15 protein-coding genes, 1 tRNA gene and 2 pseudogenes are annotated in these 18536 nt (G+C 56.7%); 2 read left to right on the forward strand and 16 right to left on the reverse strand.

The genetic code is table 11. From position 1 onward, the window contains the following. Positions 1–8: 8 nt before the first annotated feature. The 12 genes and pseudogenes from ADH66_RS13035 to ADH66_RS21830 form a co-directional block, all read right to left on the reverse strand. Positions 9–6389 carry a VaFE repeat-containing surface-anchored protein gene (locus ADH66_RS13035; protein WP_066539897.1) on the reverse strand — a complete coding sequence of 2127 codons (6381 nt, stop codon included), beginning with the start codon at positions 6387–6389 and terminating at the stop codon, positions 9–11. Between the two features lie 101 nt (positions 6390–6490). Beyond that, positions 6491–7777 carry an S-layer homology domain-containing protein gene (locus ADH66_RS13040; protein WP_066539890.1) on the reverse strand — a complete coding sequence of 429 codons (1287 nt, stop codon included), beginning with the start codon at positions 7775–7777 and terminating at the stop codon, positions 6491–6493. A gap of 101 nt (positions 7778–7878) precedes the next feature. Then, positions 7879–8373 (reverse strand): septation protein SpoVG family protein, encoded by a 495-nt coding sequence (locus ADH66_RS13045; RefSeq protein ID WP_066539887.1) that lies wholly within the window; start codon positions 8371–8373, stop codon positions 7879–7881. 9 nt (positions 8374–8382) lie between these two features. After that, positions 8383–8724, reverse strand: a complete 342-nt coding sequence (locus ADH66_RS13050) for an AbrB/MazE/SpoVT family DNA-binding domain-containing protein (RefSeq protein ID WP_066539885.1) — start codon at positions 8722–8724, stop codon at positions 8383–8385. Continuing rightward, positions 8715–9545 (reverse strand): DNA adenine methylase, encoded by an 831-nt coding sequence (locus ADH66_RS13055; RefSeq protein ID WP_236757039.1) that lies wholly within the window; start codon positions 9543–9545, stop codon positions 8715–8717. Before ADH66_RS13055 ends, ADH66_RS13050 begins: the two co-directional genes overlap by 10 nt. A 74-nt stretch (positions 9546–9619) precedes the next feature. Continuing rightward, positions 9620–9754: pseudogene (gene nrdD, locus ADH66_RS20120) on the reverse strand (anaerobic ribonucleoside-triphosphate reductase); the annotation flags it as partial. A gap of 26 nt (positions 9755–9780) precedes the next feature. Further along, positions 9781–10044, reverse strand: a complete 264-nt coding sequence (locus tag ADH66_RS13060; protein WP_066539882.1) for a DUF4314 domain-containing protein — start codon at positions 10042–10044, stop codon at positions 9781–9783. Then, positions 10025–10330, reverse strand: a complete 306-nt coding sequence (locus tag ADH66_RS13065) for a hypothetical protein (RefSeq protein ID WP_207652994.1) — start codon at positions 10328–10330, stop codon at positions 10025–10027. Before ADH66_RS13065 ends, ADH66_RS13060 begins: the two co-directional genes overlap by 20 nt. A gap of 97 nt (positions 10331–10427) precedes the next feature. After that, positions 10428–11120 (reverse strand): DUF4240 domain-containing protein, encoded by a 693-nt coding sequence (locus ADH66_RS13070; protein WP_066539874.1) that lies wholly within the window; start codon positions 11118–11120, stop codon positions 10428–10430. Further along, positions 11104–11265, reverse strand: a complete 162-nt coding sequence (locus ADH66_RS20125; protein ID WP_157130681.1) for a hypothetical protein — start codon at positions 11263–11265, stop codon at positions 11104–11106. Before ADH66_RS20125 ends, ADH66_RS13070 begins: the two co-directional genes overlap by 17 nt. A gap of 249 nt (positions 11266–11514) precedes the next feature. Beyond that, a tRNA-Pro gene (locus ADH66_RS13075) sits at positions 11515–11590 on the reverse strand. A 65-nt stretch (positions 11591–11655) separates the two neighbouring features. After that, positions 11656–11955, reverse strand: a complete 300-nt coding sequence (locus ADH66_RS21830; protein ID WP_456236492.1) for a DUF6544 family protein — start codon at positions 11953–11955, stop codon at positions 11656–11658. A gap of 26 nt (positions 11956–11981) precedes the next feature. On the opposite strand from ADH66_RS21830, the pseudogene ADH66_RS22005 reads away from it, so the two are divergent. Beyond that, a pseudogene (locus ADH66_RS22005) lies at positions 11982–12104 on the forward strand (IS30 family transposase); the annotation flags it as partial. 50 nt (positions 12105–12154) lie between these two features. On the opposite strand, the gene ADH66_RS13085 reads toward ADH66_RS22005, so the two are convergent. From ADH66_RS13085 to ADH66_RS13095, 3 genes are all read right to left on the reverse strand, one after another. Further along, complete coding sequence (locus ADH66_RS13085) at positions 12155–13204, reverse strand: ABC transporter permease (protein WP_066539870.1); 1050 nt, start codon at positions 13202–13204, stop codon at positions 12155–12157. A gap of 26 nt (positions 13205–13230) precedes the next feature. After that, a complete protein-coding gene (locus ADH66_RS13090; protein WP_066539867.1) occupies positions 13231–14709 on the reverse strand; it encodes a sugar ABC transporter ATP-binding protein in 1479 nt (492 codons plus the stop codon). 80 nt (positions 14710–14789) lie between these two features. Beyond that, the gene (locus ADH66_RS13095) at positions 14790–15845 is read right to left on the reverse strand and encodes an ABC transporter substrate-binding protein (RefSeq protein ID WP_066539864.1); all 1056 of its coding nucleotides are present in this window, start codon (positions 15843–15845) and stop codon (positions 14790–14792) included. A gap of 212 nt (positions 15846–16057) precedes the next feature. Between ADH66_RS13095 and ADH66_RS13100 the strand changes: the two genes are divergently transcribed. Continuing rightward, a complete protein-coding gene (locus ADH66_RS13100; RefSeq protein ID WP_066539861.1) occupies positions 16058–17011 on the forward strand; it encodes a CehA/McbA family metallohydrolase in 954 nt (317 codons plus the stop codon). A gap of 99 nt (positions 17012–17110) precedes the next feature. On the opposite strand, the gene purF is transcribed toward ADH66_RS13100, so the two are convergent. Next, positions 17111–18535 carry an amidophosphoribosyltransferase gene (gene purF, locus ADH66_RS13105; protein WP_066539853.1) on the reverse strand — a complete coding sequence of 475 codons (1425 nt, stop codon included), beginning with the start codon at positions 18533–18535 and terminating at the stop codon, positions 17111–17113. Position 18536 lies beyond the last annotated feature (1 nt).

Raw genomic sequence — 18536 nt, forward strand, 5'->3', positions numbered from 1 at the left:
CTCCAATCCTACTCGTTCTCATTTTTCTTCTTTCTGCTCAGAACCAGCGAGATCACCACACCGCCCAAGCTCACACCGAACACAGCCAGTGCCAGCAGCCAGCCGCGGTCACCGGTCTGCGGAGTATCTACGGAATTGCTGGGCTTGTCCTTCATGACGACAGTGATAGCCTCGCCGTCATCCTTGACGGTAAACTTGATGTCCTCTGCCAGCTCGTATCCCTTGGGGGCGCTAACCTCATGGAGAACATACTCCCCGGCAGGCAGTTTCTCGATGGTATGGGGTTTATCGGTAGAAGTCCAGCTTTCAACGACCTTGCCGTCCTTGTCCTTGAGCTCCAACTTGGCGCCAGGCAGTTCCTTGCCGGTAGCAGAGTCGATCTTTGAAATGACGATTTGAGTCTTAGAGTTCTGGATGTCCTCCAGAGTAACAGTGCTGCTGTCAACCTTGACCGGCACAGTACCCGCCAGCATGACGTAGCCGGGCAGGGCCTCCAGTTCTTTGATTTGATAGTCGCCATAAGGAACTTTATCAAACTGGAACTTACCGGCCTTGTCGGTCTTGGCAGTGGCGATAGCCTTTTCAGCTGTAAACTCCTGGGCATCCTTGGCAAATAGGCCAAAGGTCACGCCCTCCAAGGGGTTGCCCTCGGTATCGGTCTTGCGGCCCACGATCTGCCCCCGGAGCAGCTTGTTGTGGAACTTCACTTCGGCAGTATCTCCAGCGGTAACGGCAACAGTCTTGCCCTCCTGGATCTCATAGCGGGCTGTCATTTTGTCAGAAATCTCAGTTACGGTGTACTCACCTGGAGTGAGATTTTCGATGCGGATCTCGCCATTTTTGTCGGTCTTGAACTTCTTGGCATAGTCCTTGCCGGTGACGAGGAAGGAGATCCCTTCCACAAAGTTATCCTCGGCGGTTTTCCTGATGAGCAGACCGCCCCGGCCGCGGATGCTGATGGTTTGGTTCTTGTCGTTAATGTCCGCGTGGACGAACACTTCCACGCCCTCCTGATATAGGGTTTCAAATACAACGATAGACTTCCCGGCAAGAGTGGAGGCGTTGAAGGTGAACGCCAGCTCCAGGCTCCCCTCGGCGGTTTCGGGTGTAAAGTCTGCTGTCGCGGTGACCTCTTTGCCGTCCACTAGCAGCTTCTCACCGGTACCCTTGTCCATGAGTACGCCGCTGACGGTGTAAGGTTTGCCGGGGGTCAGGCCGCTGTACGTGATTTTGTCGGTGATGGTGACCTCGTCCAGGGGGTCGGTTTCCTTTTCTCCATTGACTATAGCGGTGGTCTTGATTTCGGGTTTGCCGGGAGTGGTGAATTCTACGGTCTGGCCCTCGTCGGTGATGTCAGCGTGGGCAGCAATTTCAACACCTTCATGGTAGAGGATTTCAAACACGACCACGGACTTTCCGGCCAGAGCAGAAGCATCAAAGGTAAATGTCATATCGACACTCCCGCTGGCGCTCTCAGGAGTGAACTCTTTCTCTGCCGTAATTTCCTTGTCATTTACTAACAGCTTTTCATCTGTGGTCTTGTCCATAAGAACGCCGGACAGCTTATAAGTCTTACCAGGGGTCAGCCCGGAATAGCTGACAGTATCGGTAATAGTTACCTCACCCACAGGCTCGGCCTTCTTCTCACCATTCACGGCAGCGGTGGTCTTGATCTCGGGCTTATCAGGAGTTGTGAACTCCACAGTCTGGCCCAGGTCGTTGATGTCAGCATGAACGGCAATCTCTTTGTCCTCATGGTACAGGCTTTCAAAAACAACTACCGTCTTACCAGCCAGCGAGGATGCGTCAAAGGTAAATGCCATTTTAACAGCGCCGCTGGCGTTCTCCGGGATGAACTCTTTCTCGGCAGTAACCTGCTGCCCGTCCACCAGGAGGGGCGCACCGCTGGCCTTGTCCATGAGAACGCCGGACAGCTTGTAAGCCTTGCCGGGGGTCAGGCCGGTGTAGCTGACGGTATCGGTAATAGTAATCTCGCCTTTAGGTTCAGCCTTCTTCTCTCCATCAACCGTAGCGGTTGTCTTGATTTCCGGTTTCTCGCTGAAAGTTACGGTCTGGTCCTTGTCCTCAATATCGGTATGGGCGCAGACCTCCAGCTTGTCCCGGTACAGCGTTTCAAAGGCAACCACGGTCTTTCCCGCCAGAGCGGACGCATCAAAGGTAAAGGGAATGTCGATAGTTCCCTCGGCCTTACTAGCCCGGAACGTGGCCTCGGCGGTGATTCCTTTATCATTTACTGTCAGCGGCTTGCCGGTGGCCTTGTCCATAAGCACACCCTTGACCGTGTACTCTTTGCCGGGAATCAGGCCGGAATATTTCACCGTGTCGATGATAGTGATATCCCCGACCGGCTCGGCGGTATGTTCCCCATTGGCGGTGGCAGTGGTGCCGATTTTTGGCTCGGTAAAGCTAACGGTCTGGCCCTCGTCCTCAATGTCCGCATGGCTGGCAACCTTATTCTCGCCCTCAAACAAATCCTCAAATATCACCACGGATTTCCCAGCCAGGGCGCTGGCGTTAAAGGTGTAGCTCAGTTCCTCGGTGCCGCTCTCAGCCTTAGGGGTAAACTCTTTTTCTGCCGTGATCTGCTTACCGTCCACAGTCAGAGGTTCGCCGGTGGCCTTGTCCATGAGAACGCCGGACAGCTTGTAGGTCTTGCCAACCGTCAGGCCGGAATAACGCACAGTATCAACCAGGGTAATTTCGCTCAGTGGTTCGGCGGTCTTTTCACCGTCAACCGTGGCAGTAGTGCCGATTTCCGGGATCCCTTCCTCATGGTCGTCGATGGTCCCCAGCTCGATCACGGTGCTGTCCCGGCTGATGAAGATGTTGGGAACAGTCACCAGGGCGTAACCTTTATTGCCCTCACAGCGCAGTTCCTGCAATGTGTAGTAGTCATACGGCAGAGCGCAGAGGCCATCTTGGGTTTCCACCATCCATTCCTCGGTGGTCAAGCCAAACCAGGTGCCGGTTTCATCGTTCCACTCGGCCTCGGGTTTCTCATCGTTGCCGTTGGTGTTGAGGCTGTGGGCGTTCCACTTGGTTTCTGTCCTGACCTCGCCGTTTGCGTCTGTCAAGAGGATATGGCTCTCGCCTGTGGTCTGCGAAGTCAGCTTAAAGGCCACATTCGCAAAGCGGTGCATATTTTTCTCGCCAACTTTTACGAACTTCAGGTCGCCGCGCTTGACCTGGTTATAGGCGGCGTCGCCCTCCCGGTACTCCTTGACAGAGCCATCTTCCAGCACATCAAAGGGTCGGATGGTCTTGTCCGTCCAGAGATAGCCGGTACCGGGCTTGGATTCTGCCAGCGTATACGACCCGTAAGGCAGAGCGCGCACGTCAGACTGCGCCACACCGTCTTTGACCTCAATGGTCAGGCACACCTCGTCCGGCTGATACAGAGCGCCGTTCACATAGACCGGGTTACGGCTCTTATTGGTGATTTCAAACAGCGTACCGTCCAGGCTGGCCCCGCCCAGCGGGGTCAGGAGCAGGGATTCCAGGTCGCGTTTCTCAATGAGAACGCCGCCGCGAACTACCTCGTTGTCCATGAAGAACGGATAGACCTTGCCGTTTTCCGTAACTTCTACCGGCTGGTCCGGGGCGGTGTTGAGCATGGATTCGTTTGTGGCGCTCTCGTGGAGGACGTAGGAGCCATAGGGCAGAGCGTCCGCCGCAGTGCTGGCCTTACCCTCGCTGTCGGTGGTAAGGGTCAGGGCAACCTCGCCGTGGCCGATGCTCTTGTCACCCACGATAACCGGGTTCCGGCTGTCGTTGATGATTTCAAAGGTGATGCCGAAGAAATCCGCGTTGCCCTGGGGAGTGCTGCCGGTAATGCTGTCCCGCTTCTCCACGGAAAGACCGCCACGCACCACATCGTTTTCGGCGGTGACCACATAGGTTTTCTTATGCTCTGTGACCGGCACTGTCTGCTCCTTAAAGGTATGGAGCATGGAATCATTGGTGGAAACCTCTCTCAGCGTGTAGGTGCCGTAGGGAAGGATTTCATCCTCTGTACTGGCATAGCCGCTCTCGTCCGTAATGAGGGTAGCTACCACCTGACCAGTGGCGTAAGTAGTGCCGTCTACCTCCACCGGGTTCCGGCTGCTGTTGACGATCTCAAAGGTGATACCGCTGAAATCGGCGTTGCCCTGGGGCCTCTCACCGGTCTGGCTGTCACGCTTTTCCACAGCAATGCCACCCCGGACTACGTCGTTCTCAGCCGTGAACGTGTATACCTTGCCGTTCTCGGAAACAGTCACAGGGATTTCCTCGGTGAACGTCTTGAGCATGGATGCGTTTGTCTTGCTTTCCCGAATGAGATAATCACCGTAAGGCAGGACATTGGGGCCGGTGGTGGCTACGCCCTGGGCGTTGGTGGTGATGGTCATAGCCACCTCATCGGGAGCAGCCTTTTTTCCGCCTACCTCCACGGGATTCTTGGACTTGTTGACAATCTCAAACTGGATGCCGGAGAAGTCAGCATCACCCTGGGGCCGCTCCCCGGTCTTGCTGTCCCGCTTCTCGACGGAAACACCGCCGCAAATGATGGTTTCCGTCACGCTGGCAGTGTTATCGTTGTTTTCCTCGTTGGAGCCTGCGGGAATCTCGCACAGTTTGGTGGACTCCTCGCTGACCAGATAGCCGGGGCTGGCCGAGATTTCACGGAGGGTCCAGTCCTCGCCGTATGGGTAGTAATCCGTGGTAAACTGCCCATTTTCGTCCGTAGTGTACTCCTTGACCAGCTCGTTCCCACGGTATACGCCGTACTTTGCGCCAGCCAGGGAGCCGTTGCCCTGGGGCGTGGAGCCGGTCTGCTCGTCCGATTTGGTGACTGTCACCCTCCAGCGCTTGAGCTTATTCTCAAAATGGATGGAGGCGGTCTGACCCTCGGTAAGCTGGAACGTCTGAGATTCAGGTTTCACATACTTGTTGGGGACGTTTATCTCCGTGGCAGTGTAAGTAATTTTACTGCCATCCGCGGAATAAATGGGTAGGCCCTCAATGTCGATATTGCCGCTGGCGTCGGTAGTTTTGGTGGTACTGCTGCCGTCGCTGCCGGTGATCTGGAACTGGATGCCCTCCACCTTGCCGTCCTCGGAGGTCTTGACCAGCCCGGCACTGCCAACGGCATCGGTTTTCACCTTGATGTAGCAGCTCACCGGGTCGCCGCCCTCCTTGTAGTAAGTGGCAAAATCCTGGAAGTTCCGGTCAGCCGTGCGCCAGACCGCCACGGCTCCCTTGCCACCGGCCAGATTGTTATCACTCTGCACCTGTGAAGAAGTGACCGGGGATAAAATCGGACTTGTAGTGGACAATGTAAGGGAGTTGCCGTTTGCCGTGACCTTAACATTCTTCAGACAATTTTCAAATTTGTAATTGTTGAGTACGCCGTTAGAATCCGTGACCGTGGCGCTGTACTTACTGCCATCCCACCGCAGGGTGATGGTGTCTGCCTTACTTGCCTCTTTATTGGCAAAGCTGGGAACCTTAAAGTAGTCGTTCAGGCGCTTTTTGAGGTCCCGGTAATACTCCATGAATTTTGTGGGGTTATAGGCATGAGCGGAAATCATCTGCATATCCGCGTCCACGCCGGATTCGATGCCAATCAGGCCATTCCCCTGCAAAAAGGCATGGCCCGCGATGGTTTCCCAAATGAGTACCTGCGTTACTACCCATTTATCGCTGTTGTCACTGGGGACTGCCCAGGGGCTGGCGGCGTTCCACTGGAAGCCCAGGGCCAGAATGGTGCCGAGGGTTTCCTGGTTGTTGGTGGACAGATCCATCCAGGTGTAGCCCATACCGCTGCCGGATTCCTTCTCATGCTCGATGCAGAACGCGGCCACGTTGTTGGAGCCGTACCGCATGGTTTCAATGGGCATGGGGCCGATGTACTCACCTAGGGTCGGGGGAGTACCGACGCCGCCGGGGAAACAGTAATCACCCACATAGAGGGTGCCGTCGGTACCGAATTTTCCTGCTGCACGGGCCTGGGCGCGGCGCAGGGCAGGCCAGACCCGGTTCATGTCAAGCTCTGTACCAGGGGTAAGCCCGGAATCGTCCGAGCCAGTGGCAGGCTCGGGAGTGGGGTCTGCCGCAGGCTCTGCTGTCGGCTCCGTGGAGGGAGCAGGGCTGGACCCTGTGCTTGTAACAGCGCTTTCCTCCGGCGCTGCGCTGCTCTCCGGGCCGGTTTCCGGGGCCGCGCTGGGTTCGGGCTGACTGCTCTCCGCAGGAGCCTCGCTGGACGGGGCATGGGAGGACAGGGTTTCATCGGGCGTCATCTCGACCGCGAAGGCCGAGAACGGCATGGCGCTGAAGCACAGCACCACGGCCAGAATAAGAGCCAAGGTTCGTTTCATTGTTTTCTGCATAGTAGTGAGTCCTTTCTGATATTTATTATAACTGTTAAAAAAGAGTACAAAAAAAGCCCTCCTTGTTATGGAGGGCCTGCTTCGCTTGACGCTGATTCTATTTAATATAGGAGGTAGAACACACCCGGCTGGGGTTCCGTCAGGTAGTATCCAGTGGCGTAGGGGTGCATTTCCAGGAGATAGAACTCGATTTTGTCCGCAATCCCCTGTGCGCCGCCATACTGCTCCCACACCATTGGCCCGGCCCAGCCGGAGCCTTGGTAGGCGAGGCCGCGGTCGTATTTAATTGGGCGGGTCAGGTTCAGCGCCGCCTTGATTTGCCGCATCTGCTGGCTGTCGGGCTTGTCTGCCGGGTGATAGTAGAGGGCGAAGTACCCATCTTCTTCCTCTGCCGTGATATAAAACCGGTCGCTGGCGGTTCGTGTCAGCATTTTAACACATCCGTTACCGATGGCGGAACTGCTGCGCGTTTCATCCTCTACGTTCTCCCAGCTCCCCATAGGAGTTTTTGCAACCCCAGGCTGACCGATTAGGGCTGGGTCCCACTTGGCTGTCGTTCCGTCATATGAAAAGGTGGGGTCATCCTTCTTTCCATGAAGGACATAGTCCAGGATCTTATCCGGGTCCTGATTTGGCCTGAGTTTGGCTCTGACCTCATCTGATATGGGAATCCTGGGGGTGTCCGGGTCTGGCGAAGGCGATGGTTCCGGGCTAGGCGAGGGAGTAGGCGGCTGGGGTTCCTCGCTGCCGTTTGCCAGCAGTTCCCGGCTGTTGTAAAAAATCTGCGCCACCTGCGCCCTGGTCGCAGTCCCCTTGGGGTCCAGCCGGCCTCCGCTGCCGCTAAGAATGTTGTGGGTCACGGCCCATTCCATGGCTTTTTCGGCATAGCTTGCAACCTTGCCGCCATCCGGGTACTTATCCAGCAGTCCTGTCCGTGCTGTCAGGTCGCAGTCTGTGGTCTTGGCGTAGTTATAGAGAATGAGTGCCATCTGTTCCCTGGTCACGCTTTGGTTGGGGCTGAATTTATACCCGCCCGTGCCGTTGACGATCTCATGTCCTGCCGCCCACTGGACGTAGGGTGTGTACCATGTTCCTTTGGGTACGTCCAGAAAATAGCTGCCGGGGTAGTCCTCCGGGTCTACCCCGGCCTTGTTTCCTAGCACCCGGACAAACATAGCGCGGGTCATGGGGCTTCCGGGGCTGAATGTATTGGCCGAAGTTCCGCTGAACAGCCCCTCGCTTACGGCGTAGTCTATCGCTGTGTAGTACCATGCGCTCGGCTTGACATCCGTGAACCGCTCCGCTGCTGCATGGGCAGGTACAGTTGCCATCGTCAGCATGACCGCCGCTGTTCCCGCCGCCAGAAATCTCCGAAATAGCTTTGACATAGGTTACACCATCCTTTGTGGTTTTGGCATCTCTGCCTACCTACACCATACCTCATATGGTGTTCCTATGTCCAGACCTTTTTTCAGAAAACGGCACTTTTCTACATGGACTGCCCCATGTCAAAGGGGAGGTCTTCATCCTCCAGAGATGGCGCATAGCCCCGCTCCGGGGGAGCGTCCTCGTCGCCTACCAGATACCCCGGATCGTCCTCTCTCTGGCCCATCTCCCTCTCCATGACCAACTCATAAGAGTGGAGGATCTGCCCATGCAGAGCCTCCCGCGCCTCCTTGGTAACCGGGAAGAATACCGGGCGGCTCAGTTCAGTCCCTTCCTTGACATAGGACTGCTCCGGTTCCTTGACGAATAAACCGTTCTTGGAGTCGAAGATGCGGAATCCCTGCACGGCAAAGGCGCCGGCGATATTGACGTTAGCCGTGGCCTTGAGCTTACTGTTGGTATTATGCACAGGGAAGATCCTTACCGTAAGTTCCGGGAGCGGCCTTCCCGCTCCCTCGGCCTGCGCCGGGGCCGTGTTATTGCTCCGTGCGGCCTGCCCAGCTTCCTGGGCGGTCTTTTCCTGTTTTCTGATCGCCATTTTATCCTCCTAATCTTCATGTACGCGCTCCGCCCAATCCGCGATAATCTTGGCCACATACTCATACTGCTGGGCGGGGGAGAGGCCGGTCAAGACCTCGAACGCCCGCTGGCTCTGAGGGCTGTTCTCAGCCAGGTGCATGGCCTGTACCAGCAGCTTGATCATCTGGGGCGGTTCGGTGGAGCAGTTATCACATATGCGCTCCCGCTTGACCTGCGCACAGTCATCACCCACCACGGCGAAACTGACCACATCGCCGCGGGCCATGCCGATGGCGTCACGCACCTCCTGCGGAATGGTCACCCGGCCTCTTTTGCCGAGTATTCTCAAAGTCTTTTCTTCTACTTCCATATATAATTCCTTTCTACCGGGGCGAACCCGGTTAATGATATCTGATCCGGTACCACCAGCGAGGTGTCATAGTTGGAGATGAGCAGCTCCTGATACATATTCCCCGGGTCGTACCGTTGGGCCATGTTGTTGATGCGCTCGATTTTCTCGATGTAGATGCCCGGCACACTGTAAAGTGCCCGGATGGTGTCACAGTCGTTGTAGGACAAGAGCCACAGAGCTTTCGTCCCCAGCAGGATATCCGCCAGCAGCATATGGTCTTTGAACCCAAACAGGTTGCCGTAGTAGTCCTCGGTGAGAACATAGGGCGGGTCGAGGTAGAAAATCGTTTCATCGCTGTCATGGGTCTTGATGAGCCGCTCGTAGCTCATGTGTTCCACAACGACATACTGGAACCGCTCCGCGACTGCGTCTATCAAGGGAAAAGCGGCCCATGTTGACCGGGGACTCCCTCCAAAAGATGTGCCGCCGCCACCGTAGCTCTGCTTGATAAGCTGAAAAAAGTCCCGCGCCCACAGGACAGGGTCCTTGTTATGGCCCTGCGCGAGCCTTGCTTTGACGGTATCGAAATCCTCCCGAGAGTTGAGGATGTAACGCAGAGCGGCCTGCAGCTCCTTGGGGTGCTCACGCACCATGCGGAAGAGGTTGACGAGATTGGAGTTGAAGTCGTTGTAGACTTCCTTGACCGAGCGCTCCTTGTTCAGCAGGACGGAGGCCCCGCCGCCGAACACCTCCACATAGGTGCGCTCGCGGAAGTCTGCCGGGAACCGGCTGATGATTGACCTGCACAGGGCCTGTTTCCCGCCTACCCACGGAATCAAAGATTGGATTTTACCATCCCCCTTCAAATGATGATATGAATTATAATTGGGCGGGCCTCTGACCATTTTCCTGTTCACTCCTTCTTGTGGGGAATTATAGGGTGCTTGACCCTGTCTTTTTCCTCGGCGCGCTTGGCGTTGTTCCAGCCGTCTATCGTGCCGGTAAGGTAACCGGTGATGCGCCGGATTCGCTCAAAATCCCGGCCCTCACCAATGGTTTTCTTAGGTTTACGTTTCATAGCGATTGCTCCTGCTGGCCGGTTTCCACGTCCATCTCTTGCCCGATGACGGCGAAATCGTCCTCAAATGGCATAAGGCTCAGCGACCTGCCGTTGTCCCACTTCATGAGCAGGCTCGGCTGGTCGTCTACGCCGATAACGGTTCCGCAAAGCCCAGCAGGCATATCGCGCTCAACGTTGCACAGGCTGTTCAGCCGGATTCGCGTACCCACAGGATACCGCCTTTTGACCATCTCAACCTTATTCCTGTCGAAGTTCATCTTGATTTCTCCCTTCTGTAAAAAGCAGCCGGTTCGCCGCACTCAGGCCGTAACCGCGTATCAGCATGGCCGTCTGTATCACCAGAAAGTACCGGGGTGACAGCAGGCTGGGGTCGGCCAACTCCGCGAGGGCCACCGTCCTGCTACCGGTCACGATGTCCCTGGCCAGCGCGTAGCAGACGTATGCCATAGCGTCTAACCTCCGGGGTTTCATGGCGGCGATGTCGATCTCATTGGCGCCGATGTGATTCTCGGCCTGGTGCCACAGCCGGGTATCGGCTGTCAACAAAAAAAGGGCCGCGGCAAATTTTCTGCTGCAGCCCTTGTGATATCTTATTTCTTTCTCAAACAGCACTCCGTGATTATCGTTGCGGAAGATCAATTTACATCCCACCCATATCCATATTTTTTTCCGGCTTTGGCGGCGGCCCGGCTTGTCTAGCCTCGATGATCTCCGGGTCATTGTAGTTCCAGTTGCCTTCATAGATAAACTCCCCGCTGCTGTGCATATAGCGCTCGTACAGCCGTGGAAAGTAGTCAGTTATCTCCTCGCCCTCATAGGGGTAATTGATGCCCTCACCGTAGTCAATGTCAGCTTTCAGCGCCTCGATCATCTTTTCGTATGCGGCCCTGTCCGTATGGTCATAGGCGCTCTTGCCGGTCAGTTCCTCCAGCGCACTGTCCCCGGCGTATGTGAATGACTCGAACCAGTAACCGTCGCCTGGGTCTAAGTCAGCAAGAGAATCCGGATCCTTGAGATCTGAGAAGTACGCCTCTTTGCCCTGTGAAATGAGCCAGGCCCGGAAGTCGATGAAACTGTCGTCCGTAGCAAGGCCCATGAGCTCGGAGGCACTCCAAAGGCCGTATTTGTAGGCCAAGTCCTCGTAGGCGTGGACGATGTCATGGAAGTCCTGGGCGTACTCAGAGCCGAGCTCTTTGAGGCGGGCTTTGAGCATATCCATGTACTTTTCCTGGTCTTGACCGCAGGCGGCCTTGACCTCTGCAATGAGGTTCCAGAAACCGTCCTTGCTCATGACCTTGCAGCCAGGGATTATTTGCTCATCTGGGTTTGCCATTCTTGCTGCCTCCCTTCTTCTTATTGTTCCGCTCCATGTCCTTGCGGATGGTTTCGGCCTCCGGCGGGTCACGCTGGAAGCCAGGTACCTGCTTCATGAAGCTCTCATAGGCCCTGTCGACCTTGTTGCTTGTAAAGTTTGGCACTTTACACACCTCTTTTCCTGAAATAGAAAAAGGCCAGGAATTTCTTCCTGGCCCTCTCAAATCTTTTTTATTAACTTTTCTTTGCCACGGCTCTCTTTCTTAACCACGCCGGTTCGAATCTCGCCAATAGGGGGTGGCATCCCCAAAAACACGTCACGCCGTGACGGTCGTTTTTTTGCCCTTTGAACGCCGAAAAACCGCGCTGTTGCGCGGTTTTTCGGTGGTGGCATCTGTTAAGATGTGTAAACATGGTCCGAGTGGCGAGACTTGAACTCACGGCCTCTTGACCCCCAGTCAAGCGCGCTACCAACTGCGCCACACCCGGATGACTTTTATATTATATCTCATTTCGTGCCAAAATGCAAGAGTTTTTTTTACTTTTTTTAATTTTCACAGATTGTCCTCAAAAGGGATACCGAACATACTGCTGTCAAGGAGTGCCCTTCGGCAAGGTTCGTCGATGAAGTTATATTGTGTGTAGTCAATTTTTAGAGTAGGGCCGCCTTTACCCTGTGAGAAATCAACCTTGTGGTATTCCATTTTCAGATAAAACATTTTCTTTGTTCCTATATAACCGCAGTTTTCAATATACCTTTGAATAGCAGTTGGCAAATGTGAAAAATCTTTTTCTGTAAATAGTTCATTAACAGAGGAACAAGGGCGTTCACAAGGAGCATTTGCCGCCGCAATGGGATCAAGCGGCTTGGCGCGACAGTTGTCGCCCGTACAGAAGTTGCGAGCGGGGAAGCAATGAGAACGAAAACAAAATGATACGGCGGCACTTCCCGAAAGGAACGGACTTCGGGAAAGTGACCGCCGCAGAAGTCAAGCGCGCGGAAAGTTCGCCTTCACTCTTGACATTTCCGACTTTTTTAATTTTCCTCCTGCTTTACGCCTTATCCTTCCTCTGTAGCAGCACCGCACCGATGATTATCGCGCCCTTAAAGGCCGCGCTCAGGTACGGGTCCACTCCGATAAGGTTCAGAAGGTTGTTCATCACCGCCACTATGAGCGTTCCGAATACCGTGCCTATTATGGACCCCCTGCCCCCGGACATACTGGTGCCCCCTACTATGACAGAGGCGATGGCGTCCATCTCGAAGCCGCTGCCCGCGCTGGCATAGTCCATAGAGCCGATGCGGGAGGTCTGTATCACCGCCGCTATGGACACCAGAAAGCCGGTCAGGGCATAGACCTTGCGCTTTACCGCCCGGACATTCACGCCCGAAAGCCGGGTAGTGCGCTCGTTGGAGCCAATAGCGAACACATACCGGCCGAAGGTGGTCTTCTTCGAGATAACGTACATGGCCGCCGCGAGAATTGCCCAGTAAATTATGGGCATCAGCTGCTGGCCGCCTATAGCGAACCTTGCAATGCCCTTATACCCCTCGGGCAGCTCAGTGCGCTGGGCCTTCATAAAGTATTGGGTCACGCTTCGCAGTATCTGCATGGAGCCCAGTGTGGCGATAAAAGGCGGCATCCTGCCGTTGGATATCAGCAGGCCGTTGCTCTCGCCCAAAAGGCTGCCTAAGAGCATGGCGGCTATAAGCCCGATAAGTATCGCCGGGAGCCCGGTTATGCCCATTCCCGCCAGCAGCCCGCCCTCGCCGGTGTTCAGCATCACCATTATGAACGCGCCCACCGTCACGTATACAGAGCCCACCGACAGGTCTATGCCGCCGGAGATTATAACGAAGGTCATCCCCAGGGCGATTATGCCAATGCCGGCGTTGCCCCGAAGAAGCGATATCCAGTTCTGGAGCCAGTTCTGGGCCCAGGCTCCGAAGGAGTCAAAGCTGGTGTTCATACTCAGGGCTATGGTCTGGACTATCACCATTACGGCCAGCGCTATGCCCGTGCTGAAAAGGGGGTTATTGCTCCACTGGTGCTGCAGCCTGCTTAAAAGCTGCCTGCCCTTATTTTTTTGTGCGTTTTCCATATGTACTGCCCTCCTCTTGATTTGGTTCACGCGCCGGTTGCCAGCCGCATAATTTCCTGTTCTGTGATGTCCCCGGCCATAAGCTCCCCCTGGACCCGGCCGTGGTACATCACCAGCGCCCGGTCGCAAAGGCGTATTATCTCCTGGGCCTCGCTGGAGAGCACTATGACCGCCACCTTATTCTCGGCAAGCTTCAGTATGGTGTCGTAGATATCCTCCTTGGCCCCTACGTCCACGCCCTGGGTAGGGTTGTCAAAGATAATCACTTTGGGCTCGGAGTTCAGCCATTTGGCCAGCACCACCTTCTGCTGGTTGCCGCCCGAAAGGCTGCCTATCAGTTCCTCCTCTCCGGCCATCTTTATCTTCAGTTCCTTTGAGAGCTCCCGGAAACTCCCGCGCACCCGCTCCCAGTTGATGAACCCGCCCCTTGACTGCCTGGGCCAGGTGACTATGGAGCCGTTTTCCAGAATGTTCATATCCTTTATTATGCCGTTCTCCTTGCGGTCCCTGGGCACATAGCCTATTCCCAGCTCCACTGCCTGGCGGGTGCCGCGCACGGTTATGGGCCTGTCCTCAAGGTATACCTGGCCCTGATATCTGCCGCCGCTGCCAAAGACGGCCTGGAACAGCTCGCTGCGGCCGTCCCCCAAAAGCCCCGTAAAGCCCAGCACCTCACCCGCCCGGACAGAGAAGCTCACGTTCTCAAAGTGCCGCTCCTGTGAAAGTTTCTCGGCACGCAGCACCTCGGGCCCCAGCTCCCTCTCCCGGCGCAGGGACTCGGTGCGGACCTCATGCCCCACCATATGCCGGGCAAGCTCCTCCACGCTGGTATCCTCTACCTTGCCCGCCGCCACCATGGAGCCGTCACGCAAAACGGTGTAGCGGTCGCACACGGCCATTACCTCCCGGAGCTTATGGGAGATGAACACCATTGCCACCCCCTGCCCCTTCAGGGTGCGCATCATATCGAATACCCGGTCTATCTCCGGGTCCGTCAGAGAGGTGGTGGGCTCGTCCATGATGATTATGGAGGCCTCCATTAAAAGCGCCCGGGCTATCTCAACTATCTGCTTATAGGACGCGTCCAGCTCCCGCACCACTGTGCGCGGGTCAAGCTCCACGTCCATGCGCCGGAAAACCTCCCGGCATCTTTGGCACATGGTTTTGGCGTCCAGCAGCCCGGCCCGGCCCTTCAGCTCCCGGCCGATAAACATATTCTCATATATGCTCAGGTCGTTCACCAGGTTCAGCTCCTGGTGGATGAAGGCGATGCCCGCCGAAAGGGACTCCGCCGGGCTGCGGAAACGCACCTCCCCTCCGTCCAGCGCCAGTGTGCCCCGGTCCGCGGGGAGCACGCCGCCAAGTATGTTCATAAGGGTGGACTTGCCCGCGCCGTTCTCCCCCAGGAGGGCGCATACCTCGCCCGGGGAAATGTTAAAGTCAATGTTCCGCAGCACATCGTTGGCGCCAAAGGACTTATATATGCCGCGCATTTCCAGGGTCATACCCAGACCTCCTCTATAATCCACAGAAAGGCTATGACGTGTGCGCCATAGCCTTTTCTGTTCAAGTCACAAGAATGATCTTAGTAGGGAGAGTTCTCATCCAGATAGTCCGCGCAGTTCTCGCGGTCCACCACTGTGGTGGGGATTATCTTCTCCTGGTCCACGGTCTCGCCCTTTAAGAGGGACACGGCCATGTCAACAGCGTCCTTCACCATGTCCGGGCTGTAGAGGGCGGACTGGATCCAGATGTTCTCGTTCTCGGGCATCATGTTGAAATACTCCTGGCACCCGCCGCCGCCGGTGACCACCTTGATGTCGGTGCGCTTGGCCTCATCAATGGCCTGGAGCACGCCGATAGAGGTCTCGTCGTCCATGGAGAACACGGCGTCGATCTGGGAGTTGGCGTTGAGGATGTCGGCAAAGTCCTTCAGGCCGGCCTCCCGGGTGAACTGGGTGGAGTAATACTCGATCTCCATGTCGGGGGCGATCTCCTTGATCTTCTCGTCAAAGCCCTTCTTGCGAAGCTCGGAGACGGAGCCGGAGGAGGGAACCTCCAGCACTACCACCTTGCCGGTGGTGCCGATCTTGTCAACGATGTACTGGGCGCTCTGGGTGCCCATGTCCACGTTGTCGCCGGCCACATGGTACACGCCGTCAACGTCGATAACGATGTCGAAGTTGACCACCTGTATGCCCTCGTCTACAAGGCCCTTGATGGGGTCCTCCATGCCCTCCCACTGGGGGAAGGCCACGACCGCCTGGACACCCCAGGTCTTCAGCTCGTCGATCTGGTTGGTCATCTCCTCGGCGTTGTCGCTGGTAAGCAGCTTGTACTCGACGGTGTCGGAGAGCTCCTTGCAGCGCTCCTCGGCGTAATAGGCAACGCCCGCCACCCAGCCGTGGGTAACGGCGGGGGCCAGGATGCCCACCTTGAACTTCTCGCCAGAGGCGGTCTCAGAGACGCTGGACTCGCTGGAGTCCTCGGAGCTGCTCTCATCGGAGCTGCTGCCCGCATCGGAGGCCTGGCTGCTGGAGCCGGCGCCGCTCTCGCTGGAGCTGCTGGTGTCGTTGCCGCAGGCCGCGAAGCAGCCAACGATCAGCATAAGGACCAGCAGCAGGGAAATGATTTTCTTCATGCTTGTTTTCCTCCTTGGTACATATTTACTCGAATTGATTTGCGCACGGCTTCTTCCGTGCGTCCGGGCACATTATAACACCGCCAAAAGAAAAAAGCAAGAGGTTAATTTTAAATATTTTCCTGCGCTTGACATTGACACGGCCCAGGACCTATAATGGAAACAGAGCGAAAGCATAATAATATTCGGGATAATGAGGAGGACAATACCGTATGAAAGATCAGATACTTCTGCCGGGGGCCGGCCTTTATAAGGCAAATCTCCACTGCCACACCACCGTGTCCGACGGCAGGCTTACGCCCGAGGAGATAAAGGAGCTGTACATATCCGAGGGCTATTCCATAGTGGCCTATACCGACCACAGGAAATACGTCTGGCACAACGACCTGGACGACGAAAACTTTCTGGCCCTGCCCTCCATGGAGGCCGACCTCACCGAGAAGGGGGACTACTGGCCCACGGAGCGCACGTTCCACTTCAACCTGTATGACACACGTCCCTCTAAGGAACGGGAGGGCCGGGACTATATGCCCCACTGCGACTATCACGACAAGGCCGGAGTGAACGAATACATAGCCCGCATGGTGCGGGAGGGCTTTCTGGTGTGCTATAACCACCCCTACTGGTCTTTGCAGGACGTGACCGACTACCGCGACCTTAGGGGGCTTTTCGCCATGGAGATATATAACCACGGCTCCCAGCTGGAGGGGCTGTATGGCTTTGCGCCGGAGGCCTATGACGAGATGTTAAGGTCCGGCCAGCGGATATACGCCGTGGCCTCCGACGATAACCACAATGTTTTCCCCAAGGGGGACGTACAGTTCGACGCCCTTGGCGGGTGCACCTATATCGCGGCGGAGAGCCTGACCCATGAGAGCGTTATAGACGCGCTTAAAAAGGGTCGTTTCTACTGGTCCACGGGACCGAAGCTTTTAGGGATGGAGATAAAGGACGATATGCTAAAGATAAAGTGCTCGCCTGTTGAGAAGCTGTATGTGGTGCAAAACGGCAGGAATTATTACCGCAAGACGGTACACCCCGGGGAGAGCTTCACAGAGGCCGAGTTCAAGCTCAGCGGCCAGGAGGGCTGGTTCCGGGTGGAGATAAGGGACGGCCGGGGGCAGGCTGCGGGGAGCAGAGCTTACTTTATGGAGGAACTGCAATAAGGAACGAGGGCTTTCGCTCATGCTTGCAGCGGCTCTTTCCGACACACGCGCATTTTAGAAGGGAAATACAGCAAGGGCCTGCTTAAAGCAGGCCCTTCATTATCTGCTTATGACTTCGGAAAGCCGGCGCTCGAACCTGTCCTTGCGGGTGTCTGCCGGTATGGGGGTGGGGTACCGTCCGTCAAAGCAGGCGGTGCAGATGCCGTCTGTGCCCGCAAGCTCCGGGAGAACCTCCACGGGCAGATAGCCCAAGCTGTCCGCCCCGATTATCCTCGCGGTCTCCTCCGCCGTGTGCTTGCAGGCGATAAGGTGCTCCCGGGAGTCGATGTCCGTGCCGTAGTAGCAGGGGTTCATAAAGGGCGGCGCGGAGATCCGCAGGTGTATCTCCCTGGCTCCCGCCTCCCGCAGGAGCCCCACTATGCGCCCGCTGGTGGTGCCCCTGACGATAGAGTCGTCCACCAGCACCAGCCGCTTTCCCCTTACGGCGGCCTCTATGGCGCTGAGCTTAATGCGCACCTGGTCCAGCCGCTGGCTCTGCGTCGGGGAGATAAACGTGCGGCCAATATATTTGTTCTTTATGAGTCCAATGCCATAGGGTATGCCGGAGGCCCGGCTGAACCCCAGGGCCGCGTCCAGGCCGGAGTCCGGCACGCCTATCACCAGGTCCGCGTCCGCAGGGTGGCGCTCTGCCAGCAGCTCTCCGGCTCTTAGCCTTGCCCCATGGACAGATACTCCGTCCACCACGGAGTCCGGCCGGGCGAAGTAGATGTACTCGAAAACACAGAGCCTCCGGGGCTTTTTGCCGCAGTGCTCCCTGTGGGAGGCCACACCCTCCGGGCCGAAGACCAGTATCTCGCCTGGGTCCAGGTCCCGCAGAAACTTTGCGCCTATGGCCGAAAGTGCGCAGCTCTCCGAGGCCACCGCATACCCGCCGCCGGGCAGCTCTCCATAGCATAGGGGCCGGAAACCGTAGGGGTCCCGGGCGGCTATGAGCTTCTGGGCGGACATGAGCGCCAGGGAGTACGCCCCCTCCAGCTCCTCCATGGCGGCACAGAGGGCCGCTTCTATGGAGGGGGCCTTCAGCCGCTTCTGGGTGACGATATAGGCGATAATCTCCGTGTCGCTGGTGGTGTGGAAGATGGCCCCGGAGAGCTCCAGCCTGTCCCGGAGCCTTGCGGCGTTTGAAAGGTTGCCGTTGTGGCAGAGGGCCATCTTGCCCTTCTGGTGGTTCACCTCTATGGGCTGGCAGTTTCTGCGGCCGCTGCCGCCGGTGGTGCCGTAGCGCACGTGGCCCACGGCCATGTTCCCCCTTGGCATACGGCCCAGAAGCTCCGGGGTAAAGACCTCTCCCAGAAGCCCCGCGTCCTTATGGGAGGCGAACACCCCGTCGTCGTTTACCACTATCCCACAGCTCTCCTGGCCCCTGTGCTGTAGAGCGAAGAGCCCGTAATAGCAGAGCTCCGCCGCCCCTGCGGGCTCCGGCGTCCAGACCCCGAAGACCCCGCATTCCTCGTGTATACTCATA

Origin of the sequence: Acutalibacter muris, from assembly GCF_002201475.1 — a bacterium.
Lineage (GTDB): Bacteria > Bacillota > Clostridia > Oscillospirales > Acutalibacteraceae > Acutalibacter > Acutalibacter muris.